9 protein-coding genes are annotated in these 12,052 nt (G+C 77.2%); 5 read left to right on the top strand and 4 right to left on the bottom strand.

What is annotated here, in order from left to right; genetic code table 11:
* Positions 1-143 precede the first annotated feature (143 nt).
* From F593_RS0111550 to F593_RS0111540, 3 genes are all read left to right on the top strand, one after another.
* Complete coding sequence (locus tag F593_RS0111550; RefSeq protein ID WP_022928911.1) at positions 144-830, top strand: hypothetical protein; 687 nt, start codon at positions 144-146, stop codon at positions 828-830.
* Positions 831-927: 97 nt separating this feature from the next.
* Positions 928-3,138, top strand: coding sequence for a tetratricopeptide repeat protein (locus F593_RS0111545; RefSeq protein WP_157251746.1), 2,211 nt, complete (start codon positions 928-930; stop codon positions 3,136-3,138).
* Positions 3,139-3,187: 49 nt separating this feature from the next.
* Positions 3,188-4,780, top strand: coding sequence for a hypothetical protein (locus tag F593_RS0111540; RefSeq protein WP_022928909.1), 1,593 nt, complete (start codon positions 3,188-3,190; stop codon positions 4,778-4,780).
* A gap of 58 nt (positions 4,781-4,838) precedes the next feature.
* Here F593_RS0111540 and F593_RS28255 read toward each other — a convergent pair whose 3' ends face one another.
* On the bottom strand, positions 4,839-5,999 hold the full coding sequence (locus F593_RS28255; protein ID WP_169449187.1) for a glycosyltransferase family 4 protein: 1,161 nt from the start codon (positions 5,997-5,999) through the stop codon (positions 4,839-4,841).
* Between the two features lie 70 nt (positions 6,000-6,069).
* Between F593_RS28255 and F593_RS28250 the strand changes: the two genes are divergently transcribed.
* Positions 6,070-7,260 (top strand): glycosyltransferase, encoded by a 1,191-nt coding sequence (locus tag F593_RS28250; protein WP_022928907.1) that lies wholly within the window; start codon positions 6,070-6,072, stop codon positions 7,258-7,260.
* A gap of 90 nt (positions 7,261-7,350) precedes the next feature.
* On the opposite strand, the gene F593_RS24555 is transcribed toward F593_RS28250, so the two are convergent.
* Positions 7,351-8,250 carry a 5'-3' exonuclease gene (locus F593_RS24555; protein WP_022928906.1) on the bottom strand — a complete coding sequence of 300 codons (900 nt, stop codon included), beginning with the start codon at positions 8,248-8,250 and terminating at the stop codon, positions 7,351-7,353.
* Between the two features lie 103 nt (positions 8,251-8,353).
* On the opposite strand from F593_RS24555, the gene F593_RS0111520 reads away from it, so the two are divergent.
* Complete coding sequence (locus F593_RS0111520) at positions 8,354-9,046, top strand: acetoacetate decarboxylase family protein (protein WP_022928905.1); 693 nt, start codon at positions 8,354-8,356, stop codon at positions 9,044-9,046.
* Positions 9,047-9,157: 111 nt separating this feature from the next.
* On the opposite strand, the gene F593_RS0111515 is transcribed toward F593_RS0111520, so the two are convergent.
* Both F593_RS0111515 and F593_RS0111505 read right to left on the bottom strand, forming a co-directional pair.
* On the bottom strand, positions 9,158-10,687 hold the full coding sequence (locus F593_RS0111515) for an LCP family protein (protein ID WP_157251744.1): 1,530 nt from the start codon (positions 10,685-10,687) through the stop codon (positions 9,158-9,160).
* Between the two features lie 238 nt (positions 10,688-10,925).
* Positions 10,926-12,017, bottom strand: coding sequence for a glycosyltransferase family 2 protein (locus F593_RS0111505; RefSeq protein WP_022928902.1), 1,092 nt, complete (start codon positions 12,015-12,017; stop codon positions 10,926-10,928).
* Between the last annotated feature and the right edge of the window lie 35 nt (positions 12,018-12,052).

Raw genomic sequence — 12,052 nt, 5'->3', positions numbered from 1 at the left:
GCCCCCGTCCGCACACGCGCTTGCAGGCCCCCGACCGCATCGTTTCCCCCGTGTACGGGTTGGTAGCGTTGACCGGGCTGACCCTGCACGCCTCGCGTGCACGGCGTGCTGCCCGCCACCCTGCGGACCCCGAGGGACCCACCGTGCGCAACCGACTCAGCCTCCTACCCCTGCTCCTGACCCTCCTCGTGGGGCTGTCCGTCCCCGCCACCGCCGGCGCGGACTACAAGAGCATCTACAAGGACTGCGCGGACGGCACCGTCGACGGGAAGTACACGGCGAAGCAGCTCAAGCAGGCCCTGGACAACCAGGAGGCCAACACGGGCGACTACTCCGAGTGCTCCGACGCGATCTTCCGCGCCCAGGCGGACCTCGCCAAGGGCGACTCGTCGAAGACCGGCGGCGGCAGTGGCGGCGGCAGCGGCACGCCCGGCGGCGGCACGACCGCGGGTGGCACCAACGCAGGCGGCAGCACCGGCGGCACCGCGGGCACCACCGGTGCCGCGGGCTCGACGACCGGCGCCACGGGCGGCGACTCGGCCACGACGGACCCGGAGGCCTCCGTCCCCGCGACGGACGCCCGCAACGCGGCCGCCGCGGAGAAGCAGGCCGCCCTCCTCGCCGCCACGCAGGCCGCCGAGCGCGAGGCCGGCGCCCGCGCCGCGGACCTCAAGGACACGGCCGTCCCGGCCGCCGCCCTCGAGCTCGGCACCGCGAACACCACGCTGCCCCTCCCCCTCCTGCTGACCCTCGTCGCCTGCGTCGCGGCGGCGTGCATCGCCGGCGGCACGTCGGGATTCCAGGCCCTGCGCCGACGTCGTGGCCGCTGAGGTCTCGCCCGCGCCCGCCGCGCCGGGCCCGGTCTTCCCGCGGACGACGGCGGATCCGGACGCCGCGACGTCCGGACGTCGCCGACGCCTACCGGGCGTGCTCCTGGGCGACACGCCCTGGGTCCTGCTCGTCGCGGCCCTGTTCGTCTGGGTCGTCCTCGGCGCGAAGACCGGCTCCGTCGTCTCGGTCACCACGCCGCCCCTGCTCGCGGTCACGGTGCTCTCGGGGCTGCTGTGCGTGGCCTCGGCGCTGTGGTCCCCGCGGCACTCGCGCCCGTGGGGCGCCGGGACGCTGCTCCTGGCCGCCCTCGTCGTCGCCCTCACGGGCCTCTCGATCTCGTGGTCGGTCTCGCCCGACGCCTCGTGGTTCGAGACCAACCGCACGCTGACCTACGTCGCCGCCATGGCGGGCGGCGCGGCCGCCGCGCGGCTGGCCCCGAGCCGGTGGCAGGCGCCGCTGGGCGGCCTGCTGCTCGGCACCGCGATCGTCTGCATCCTCGGCCTCGGCGCCAAGGTCTTCCCCGCCGACCTGCCGCCGGACCAGGTCTTCGCCCGGCTCCAGGCGCCCATCGGCTACTGGAACGCGCTGGGGGCCATCGCCGCGTTCTGCCTCGTGCTCTCCCTGTGGCTCGGCACCCGCCGCGACGGCTACCGGCCCCTGAACGCGCTGTCCTACCCGGTCGCCGCGATCGCCGTCCTGACGCTGCTGCTCTCCTACTCGCGCGGCAGCCTCGCCGCCGCCGCGCTGGGCGCGGTCGTCTGGATCGTCCTGGCGCCGCGCCGCCTGCACAGCCTGCTGATCCTCGTGGTCGGCGTCCTCGGCGGCGGCTTCGTCGCCATCTGGGCGTTCGCCAAGGCCGACCTCTCGACGGACAAGGTCGTCATCGCCGCCCGCGAGGTCGCGGGCGCGGAGTTCGGCGTGCTGCTCGTCGCGGCCCTCCTCTTCCTGCTGGCGATCGGCCTCGTGATCGAGTTCGCGACCGTCTTCACCGGCATGCTGCCCGTCGAGCGCCGGCGCCTCGGCGTGACCGTCGCGGTGGCCGTCTCGCTGATCCCGCTCGCGGGCGTCGGCGTGCTGGCCACGAGCGAGCGCGGCCTCACGGGCAGCGTCTCGAACGCCTGGACGCAGCTCACCGACCCGACGGTCTCCCAGCCGTCCGGCGACCCCTCCCGCCTGACCGCGGTCGAGTCGCAACGCTCGAACTACTGGCGCCAGGGGCTGGACCTCTACCAGGCGCAGCCGCTGCACGGCGTCGGCGCCGGCGGGTTCGGGGCCGTGCAGTCCCGCGTGCGCGAGAACGGCGCCGTCGCCCGCCACGCCCACGGCTGGATCCCCCAGACGCTCGGCGACCTCGGCTGGACGGGGATGCTGGCCCAGCTCGCCCTGGCGCTCGCCTTCATCGCGGCGGCCGCCCGCGCCGTCGGCCTGTGGGGACCGCTCAAGACCGGCACGCGCACCGCCGAGCGCGACGGCATCGCCGCCGCGATCGCCGTCGTCGCGACCTTCGCCGTCACCTCCATGGCCGACTGGACGTGGTTCGTCCCCGGCGTGGCGCTGCCGACGATGCTGCTGGCCGGCTGGGTCGTCGGCCGCGGCGCCGAGGCGGCGTTCGCCGGCGGGGGCGTGGGCGTGCGGCCCCGGCTCGGCCTGCTGACCCCCCGCACCGGCGCGGCCGCCGTCGCCTTCGTCGTCACCGCGGTGGCCGTCTTCTCGCTGCTGCAGCCGTGGCGGGCGGACCGGGCCGCCGACGACGCGCGCGCCACCGTCTCGGACGCCACCCTCGCGACCGGTCCGAAGCGGGCCGAGCTGCTGCGCACCGCCCGCGGCCAGGCCGAGCAGGCCGTCGACCTCGACCCCCTCTCGATGCAGGCCCGCTACGCGCTGGCCAGCGTCCGCATCGCCCAGGGCGACATCCCGGCGGCGCGGCGCATCTACACGGACGCCGTCGCGATCGAGCCGGCCGCGCCCGCCTCGTGGGAGTTCCTGGCGAGCTTCGAGATCGGCGTCGCCGAGGACCCGGAACGCGCCCTGCGCGCCGCCGGCGTGGCGCTGAAGATGGCCCCGACGCTGCGCACCGCCAACGAGATCGCCGTCCGCGCCACCCGGCAGCTGGCCCAGGAGAAGCTGGCCGAGGAGGGCGTCGACCCGAACGCCGCCGCCGCGGCGGGCCAGCCCGGCGCGGCCGCCCCTGCGCCCGCGCCCGCCGCAGGCGCACCCGCCGCAGGCGCTCCGGCCGCGGGTGCCCCCGCCGCGGGTGCCCCGGCCGCGACCACGCCCGCCCCGGCGGCCGGCGCCGCCAAGCCGTAGGCCCTCCGGGACCGCGACACCCGCGGCCGGGATCGGCTTGACTGGCCGCATGCGTCGCCTGCTTCCCCTGACCGCCGTGCTGCTGCTGGCCCTGCCCGCGGCGGGCGCGTCAGCCGACGGCCGCCTGGAGTCGATGTTCCAGGACGACCCACGGATCCTCGCCGCCGACACGGAGGTGCGGGACCGGACCCTCGACGAGGCGAAGGCCCTCGGCGCCCGACGGATCCGCGTGACGGCGTTCTGGAACCGGTTCGCGCCGGACGCGGGCGGCGACGCCCGTCCTGCGGGCTTCGACCCCACCGACCCTGCGGCGTACCCCGCCGAGAGCTGGCGGACCCTGGACGGCGTGATCGCCGCGATCCGGCAGCGCGGCATGACGGTCGGCCTCAACCCGACCGCGCCGGGACCGAAGTGGGCCGGCTCCGGGTTCTTCGAGGACCGCCTGAACAGCGTCACGAACCCCGCCCCGGAGGAGTTCGCGGGCTTCGTCACCGCGCTCGGCAAGCGCTACAGCGGCTCCTACGTACCCGCGGGCGCCACCGCGCCCCTGCCCCGCATCGACCACTGGTCGATCTGGAACGAGCCCAACCAGGGCGCCTGGCTGGCCCCGCAGTGGCGCGGTGTCGGCAAGGACGCGGTGCCAGCCTCGCCCCAGCAGTACCGGGCGCTCGTCGGCGCCGCCTGGACGGCCCTGGCGGCGACGGGCCACGCCCCGGCCACCGACACGATCCTCGTCGGCGAGACCGCCCCGAAGGGCGCCGCCAAGGTCACGGCGACCTCCAACGCGATGGCGCCCATGGTCTTCACGCGTCGCCTCTACTGCCTCGGCGACGACCTGCAGCTGCTCACGGGCGAGCAGGCCACCGCCGTCGGCTGCCCCGCCACGCCGGACCCGGCGGCGTTCGTCGCCCAGAACCCCGCCCTGTTCTCCCTGACGGGCTGGGCGCACCACCCCTACGAGCTGACCGCCTCACCGACCACGGTCCCCGACCGCCCGAAGGACTACGTCACGGCCGCCAACCTGCCCCTGCTCACGGACCAGCTCGACCGGATCATGGCCCGGTACGGCGTGGAGCGGAGCCGGCTGCCGCTCTACCTGACGCAGTTCGGGTACCAGACGGACCCGCCCGACAGCTTCGGCGTCTCGCCGGCCAAGCAGGCGGAGTACCTCAACGAGGTCGAGCGGATCGCGTGGCGCAACCCGCGGGTGCGCGCCCTCTCGCAGTTCCTCCTCTACGACGACGCGCCGATCCGCGGCGCCACGAAGAGCGGCCGGTGGGCATCCTCCTTCCAGACCGGGCTGCGGTTCGGCCCCGGCTCGGGCCGGGAGGGCCAGGCCAAGCCGGCGCTCGACGCCTACCGCGTCGCGCTCTTCGTCCCGGACCGCACGGTGAGCCGCCAGCGCCGCATGCCGCTGTGGGCCCGCGTCCGGCCCGGCACGGGCAAGCGCCAGGTCGAGCTGCAGATCCGCGCGGCGAAGGGCGGCTACCGCAAGCGCCGCACCCTGCGGACGACGTCCCACGGATTCCTCTCGACCACCGTCACCGTCCGCACGGGCGACCGCGGCGTGCGCCTGGCCTCCGTGGACGGCGGCAAGCGGCGCTACAGCCGTGCGGTGAGCTTCCGGGTCGCGACGCGGTAGGCACGCGGCCGGCGGCGCGCTCGTGCCGCGGGCGTCGGGTTGCCGCCGGTCCCGGCGCTCAGGACCCGGCGGGTGCCCGCTCCGCCCGGGGTGTGGCGGCTGTGGGGCCCTGCTCCTGGCGGGCCTTCGCCCGGCCGCGGGCGAGCGTGTAGGCCTCGACGTGCCGCCGGGCCGCCAGGGTCCACGAGCGGTCGCCCGCCACGCGGCGTCCGGCCAGCGCGAGGGCCTCGCGGCGGCGCGGGTCCGCCGTCAGCGCCTGCAGCACGTCGGCGAGCGCGTCGACGTCGCGCGGCGGGAAGTACTCCGCGGCGTCGCGGCAGGTCTCGTCGAGCGCCGGCGACTTCGCCACGACGACCGGGACGCCGCGCGCCATCGCCTCCAGCGGCGTCAGGCCCACGCCCTCGTGCAGCGCGGGGTGGACGAGCGCCAGCGCGCCGTCCATCAGGGCCAGGAGCGCGTCGCGGTCGGGCTCCTCGACGCGCCGCTCGCCCGGGCCGGGCGGCGGGGTGCGCTCGGGGTCGCGGATGCGGCCCGCGAGGACGAGGTCGGGCGCGGCCTCGCCCATCCGCTCCCGCAGCCGGGCGTGCGCGGCGCGCAGCGTCGGCAGGTCCTTGCGCGGCTCGTCGTCGCCGACGTAGAGCAGGTACGGGCGGGCGAGCGGGACGGAGGGGCTGCGGACGGTCGCGCCGTGCCGGATCTCGCGGGCCTGCCACTGACCGGGGCCGTGGGGCGCGACGACGATCCGGTCGGCCGGCACGTCCCACCGCTCGCGCATCTCGCGTGCCGTGCTGCGGGAGACGGCGACGACGGCGTCGGCGGCCAGCGCGGCCGCGCGGTGGTGCGCCGACGCCCAGCGGGCCCAGCGCGGGTCGAAGCACTCCGGGAGCACCTCGAACGCCAGGTCGTGGACCGTGACGACCTGGGCGATCCCCGTGGCCGCCCCGCGCGGGCGGAACGTCGCGGGCAGCGGGTGGTGCACGACGTCGGCGCCGTGCTCGACCGCCAGGCGCGGCAGGCCGACCTGCAGCCACCAGCGGTCGCGGGCGTGGTTGCGGATGCTGCGCCACCCGCCGCCGGCGACGGGTGCGCCCCGGCGGGTGTCGGCCACGGGCACCACGGCGACGTTGAGCTCGCCGAGCGCGGCCTGCAGGCGCTCGACGTAGACGGCCGTTCCCGAGCTCCCGCGCAGGGCGTAGCTCGTGTCGAGGAGGACCTTCACGGCCACCGCACCCTACCGGTGCTCCGCGACCGTGCACGCGACCCTCTCCGGAGGACTAGCCTTGGCCCCCATGCCCTCGCTCCTGGTGGTGCACGCGGTGGACGGGCCGGGTGGCGCCGATCTCGCGCTCCTGCGGGCCGCGCCGGCGCTCCTCCGGCGGGGCTGGCGGATCACCATGACGGGCCCCACGGGCCGTCGGCCGGCCGAGGCGCCGGACGGCGTGGTGTGGCGTGCGCAGCCCGTCGGCGGCCCGGGCCGGGGCCGCGGCGCGGCCGCGCTCGCCGGCTACGGGGCGTTCCGCGCGCTCGCCGCCGGGCACGACGTCGTGCACCTCGACGGCGCCGTCCCCGCACGGCTGCTCCCCGCGCTGCGGGGCACGGGCCTGGTCGCCGCGGCGGCGCTGCGCGGCGGCCGGCTGCGTCGCCACGCCGAGCGCGGCCCCGCCGGACCGCTCGGGGCGCGCAGCGTCGTGCACGTCCACGACGTGATCGGCCGCGTGCCCGCGTCCTGGGCGCAGGCCGACGCGCTGCTCGCCGACTCCGCCGCCTGCGCCGCCCCCGTGGCCGCCGCGCTGGGCCGCGACGTCACGGTGACGGGCCGCCCGATCGATCCCGACCCCGCGCCCGTCGACCCGCCCTGGACCCCGGACGGCCGGCCCGTGGTCGCGTTCCTCGGGCCGATCGCGCGGCGGAAGGGTCCCCTGGACCTCGTCTCGGCCGCCGAGGGCGTGCGGATCGCCGTGCCCCGCGTACGGGTCGTGGTGATCGGCGACGACCCGCCCGACGCGGACGCCGACTACACCCGGCTCGTCGACCGGCGAGCCGAGGCCACGGGCGTCGAGCGCTGGGGCCGGCAGCCCGGCGGCGCGGGGCTGCTGCGCCACGTCGACGTGCTCGTCGTGCCGTCGGAGCGCGAGCCGTTCGGCACCGTCGCCGCCGAGGCGCTCGCCCTCGGCGTGCCCGTGGTCGCGTCCGCCGTCGACGGCCTGGTCGAGGTCGTCCGCGACGGCGTGACCGGCCGGCTTATTCCGCCGCACGATCCCCAGGCGCTCGCGCACGGCGTGATCTGGGCGCTGCGCAACGGGCCGCTGATGACCGACGCCTGCCGCACGTCCGCCGAGCGGTGGCACGTCGAGGCCTACGCGCAGCGGCTGCACGACGTCTACACCGCGCCCGTCCCGCCGGCCGCCCCCGCCGCGGACCCCGCGAGCGACGCCGACGCCCCGGTGCAGCGGGCCGCCCCGGAGCCGCCGGGGGCGTGAGGGTCGCCCGTCCCGGGCGGGCCCCGCGAGACCGGGCGGGTCCGGGCCGCCTCAGTCCGCCGCCGGGGGCGTGAGGGTCGCCGTCGGGCGTCAGGCGGCCCGCAGGTCTTTCGCCAGCCGGTCCATGCCCAGCGCCTCGGCGGCGGTCGCGCCGCCCTCGCGGTCCGTCCGGGCGTCCGGCACCGGCTCCACCTCGATCGTCATGAGCTGCGCCACCGCACGGTCGCGGCGGGCGTCGTCGGCGTGCTCCTGGAGCACCCGGGCCAGGCGGGGCGTCAAGCCGTCGCCGAGCTGCGGGTCACCCCCGGGCTCGCCGTCGGGACCGTCGGCGCCCGCGGCGCGCAGCACGCCCTCGAGGTCCCCGTGCTTCGCGAGCAGCCGCCCGGCGGTCTTCGCCCCGACACCGGGCACGCCCGGGATGCCGTCGGACGGGTCGCCGCGCAGGGCGATGAGGTCGGTCACCTGCTCCGGCCGCACGCCGACCTGCTCCATCACGCCGGCCTCGTCGATCGTCACGAGCCCCGGGCCCTTGCCGGCGGGCCGGCGGACCACGACGTGCTCGTCGACGCAGGCCAGCAGGTCGCGATCCCCCGTGACGATGATCGCCCGGCCGCCGTGCGATGCGCGGCTGCGGGCCAGGGTCGCCATGACGTCGTCGGCCTCGAGCTCGCCGCCGTCGCGGATCGCCCACCCGAACGCCTCGCAGAGCGCGGGGGCCTGGTCCCAGCGGCGCCGCAGGGCGTCGGGCATCGGGTCGCGGTGCGCGTGGTAGGCGGGCAGGAGCGCGGTGCGGTGCGTCGCGTCCTCCGCGCCGATCGCGCAGCAGACGGCGGCCGGGTCGTGCTCCTCGACCTCGGCGAGGATCGCGCGGACCGCCCCGAGCAGCGCGCCGATCGGCTCCCCGTCGGCGCCCTTGATGCTCGACGGCAGCGCGAAGTGCGCGCGGTAGAGCAGCCAGGGCAGGTCGAACAGCAGGAGCGGCGCGGACACGGCCGCAGGCTAGCCCACCGCGCGGCCTCCGCCCGAACGGCCAGCAGAACGGCACTCGGACGCGTCCCTTGGCTGGCTGGCCAGTCAGGGGTAGGATCGCCGCGTGAGCTCCCCCGGCCCCGACGTGCCCGCCGCCTACCCGCCCGAGCCCTGGCACCTCGGGGGCAGCATGCTCATGACGCTCTGGCGCGTGGACGGCAGCGACCTGCGCCGCGAGGTCGACCGGTACGTGCCCGCGGACGTCGACCTCGTCGCGCGGGGGCGACACGGGCTGCTGTTCACCGCGTTCGTCCGCTACGAACCGGGCAGCGTCCTCTCCTACGACGAGCTGCTCGTGGCCGCGGTGGGTCGGCGCGGCGTCGTCCCGTTCGCCACGATCCCGCACATCTGGGTCGACAGCCCCGCCTCCGTCGCCGGCGGCCGGGCGCTGTGGGGCATCCCGAAGGGCCTCGCCGAGTTCGAGCAGTCCTGGGGCGAGGACGGCGCCGGGCGTCGGCGGATCACCGCGACCGCCACCCGCGACGGCGCGACCCTGGCCGGCGTCCGGGCCCGCGAGGGCGCCCCGCTGCCGGGCTGGCGCCGCGTGCCGATGCCGACCGCCCAGACGCTCGACGGGCGGACGACGTTCGCCGAGGTCCAGGCGCTCGCCCGCGTCCGCCTCGCCCGCGCGGAGTGGTCGTTCCCGCCGGACTCGCCCCTGGCGTTCGTCGGCCGCGGCCGGCCACTGTTCTCCAGCGTGCTGCGTGACATGACGATCCGCTTCGGGCCGTCGCGGTCGACGGGCGGCGACGCGTAGGTCCATCGGGCGGCGACGGCCGGGTCGACGAGCGGGGACGCCGAGCACGACGGGCGGGGAGGTCCAGGTCGAGGGGCGACGGCGCCCAGGCCCGGGCGCCGGGAGGACGGTCTAGCCCGCCGCCGTCGCCGGGCCGAACGTGCGGGCGAGCGCGTACATCTCGCGCGCGGAGAGGTCGTTCGTCAGCGTGTTGGTGATCCAGTAGGTGCCCGTCGGCGCGCGCCACAGCAGGCGGCGGACCTTCGCGCCGTCGTACTGCACCCGCCACGTGCGGCCGGCCAGGCGGACCGCATCGTCGACGAGCTTGAGGATCGGCGGGTCCTTCCACGCTGTGCCCTCGACGCCGTAGTACTCGCCGATCCGGTCGGTGCTCCCGACGATCCGGTAGGCGGCCCAGCGGGGCCGGCGGTCCTTGGAGAGGATGGTGTAGCCCCGCGACATGTCCGGGACCCAGCCGCCGCGCGACGGCCGGGCCGCCGGCACGAGCACCGGCACGCGTCCCGCCTGGGCGCGCACCGCCGCGGCGGCGACGTTCGCGCCGGCGGCGTCCCGGGTCATCGTCGCGGGCAGCGGGGTGGCGGCGCGGGTGCCACGCCGCGGCCGTCGGCTCGACCCGCCCGCACGCCGCGCCCCTTTCGGCTTGGCCGCCGGCGGCTTCGGCCGCCGGACCGCCTTGGGACGCAGGAACTCGCGGCGTGCCCGCGCCAGGGCGGCCGGCGTGGTCAGCACGTCGCCGCTGCCGTCCGTGGCCAGCGTCGTCCGCAGGACCACCTGCTTCGTCGGCTTGTCCGTCACGTTGACCGCGAGCCGCGCGATGCCGAGGAGCTCGCGGCCGCCGCTGACGTTCGTCGTGACGTACTTGCCGACCGCGTCGAGCAGTCCCCCGCTGCGGGTCAGCTCGCCGCCGACGTCGATCTGCCCCCGGGCCTCGGAGAGGTAGGTGGACTGGCGCGCCTCGCGGACCACGGAGTTGTCGGCGTGCCGGGAGCGGACGTAGGCCAGCGCGTCCTGCCCGCACAGCAGCTGGTAGCCCGCGAGCTGGTCGATCTCGGCGTAGCCGGCGCCCGAGGGGACGAGGTAGCGCCGGTCGACGTCGGTGTAGAGGCAGCCGAAGTGGTTGACGGCCTGGGCGAAGGCGTCGAACCGGACCGAGACGACCTCGTTGATCCGGAACGGCCGCGCGCGGGTGCCCAGCAGGCTCGTGCGGAGCGTCCGCGTCAGGACGCGGGCGCCGCCGTGCGCCCACGCGGCGTTCAGCTTCTGCGGCGCGTCGCCGTGCCCCGGGATCGCGACGCGCAGGTCGCGCGGGAGGGAGAGGATCGTCGTGGCCTTCGCGTCCGGGTCCAGGCGCAGCAGGATCATGGTGTCGGAGCGGTCGGGGATCCCCTTCCCCTGGCCGTAGCGGTGGTCCAGGCCGGTCAGCAGGATCGTCTGCGGCCGGCCGGCCGGCTCCTTGTCCAGCACGGGCGCCTCGTGCGGCCGGAACGTCCGCAGCTTCTTCGTGCTCTCCCCCGCCAGCCAGGTCATGGCCCCGGCGACGGCGGACGCGCTGAGCACGACGACGAGCAGGCCGCTCAGCAGCAGGCGCGCCGCCATGTGGCGGCCGGGGCGCGGCAGGGGCGATCGTCCCGGGAGGGTCATGGACGGTCGCTCCCGCGGTCACCCGGGACGGGGCAGGGCGGGACGGGACGACCGTGAGCGCACCGGGGCACGGCGACGCACAGGCTCGGGACGGCGGGACGCACGCGCGCACATCAGACCACGCGGGCCGGTGCGCGTGCGCCGTACCCCGTCGCCGGGCGGTCGGTCAGCGGCGGCGGGCCGGCGGTCGTCGCGCGGCGGTCGGCCGCCACGCGCGCGGACGGAGCAACCGGCGCGGTCAGCCCGCGGGCTGGGTCCGGTCGGCCGCGGGCTCGGCCTCGGGCAGGTCGTTCACCGGCGCCGGCGGGCCGGGCGGGAGCATCCCGAAGGGCGGCGCCGTCGAGCGGCCGCCGCGACGCCGACCCTCGCCCCCGCGGCCCCGTCGGGCGGCGACGGTGCGCCCCCGCTTGGCGGCGCGGTGGTGGCTCTGCACCCAGCGCCGGCGCCGGCGTGCCGCGGGCAGCCCCCGCAGCACGTCGAGGTACGCGCCCAGCAGGAACCGTTCGCGCAGCACCGCCCAGCTCAACGCCAGCACCTCGGAGCCCAGGATCGACGGCCACGACCGCAGGAACCCGACCGCGGTCTCGTTCTTGACGATCATCAAGAGCCGGTTGCGGAACTGCAGGCGCAGGTGCGCGGCGTCGACGCTCGCCCGCGTCGAGGGGCTGGAGAAGCGCTTGTGCCACGCCACGGCACGCGGCTCGTAGCGGGCCTCCCACCCCAGCAGCTGGGCGCGCCAGGCCAGGTCGGCGTCGGTCGCCCACAGGCCCATGTCCTCGTCGAGCACCTCCAGGCCGATGGCGCACTCGTCGAGGCACTCCCGGCGGTAGAGCACGCACGCCCCGTCGCCGCCGAACACCGGGCCGGTGCGCGAGAACCGCTCGGGCGGCAGGCCGTGGCCGACCAGGCCCTTGCGGCGCCGGCGGTCGATGGTCAGCCCGGCGGCGTCGAGCTCGTCCAGGCGGTCCTGCGGCTCCATGCCCGTTGCGCGCATGAGCCGCGGGACGACCGCGCCGAGCGTCGGGCTGTAGAGGTGTGGTCGCAGCGCCTCGAGGAACCCCGGCTCGAGCACGCAGTCGGCGTTGCACCAGAGGATCCAGTCGCCGCCGCACGCCGCGATCCCGGCGTTCATGGCCGCCGCGTAGCCGCGCCGGCGGGTCAGCCGCAGCCGCCGCGCGCCGTAGCGCTCGCACAGCTCCGGGGTCGCGTCCGTGCACGCGTTGTCGATGACGACGACCTCGTCGGCCCCCTGGGCGCACGCGGCCGGCAGCGAGTGCCGCAACAGCGGCGCCTCGTTCACGGAGAGCATGAGGATCGTGACGCGGCTCACGAGATCACGAGACGGTAGACGGCGACGGCCCCCTC

The sequence above is a fragment of the Patulibacter americanus DSM 16676 genome (genome assembly GCF_000420025.1).
GTDB classification, from domain to species: Bacteria; Actinomycetota; Thermoleophilia; order Solirubrobacterales; family Solirubrobacteraceae; genus Patulibacter; species Patulibacter americanus.
The sequence above is the reverse complement of the archived record's forward strand: the minus strand, read 5'-3'. Positions and strand labels throughout refer to the sequence as shown.

Coding starts and splice junctions, on each gene's coding strand:
- F593_RS0111540 (WP_022928909.1), top strand. CDS start 3,188: ATGCGTCGCCTGCTTCCCCTGACCGCCGTGCTGCTGCTGGCCCTGCCC.
- F593_RS0111515 (WP_157251744.1), bottom strand. CDS start 10,687: ATGACCCTCCCGGGACGATCGCCCCTGCCGCGCCCCGGCCGCCACATG.
- F593_RS28250 (WP_022928907.1), top strand. CDS start 6,070: ATGCCCTCGCTCCTGGTGGTGCACGCGGTGGACGGGCCGGGTGGCGCC.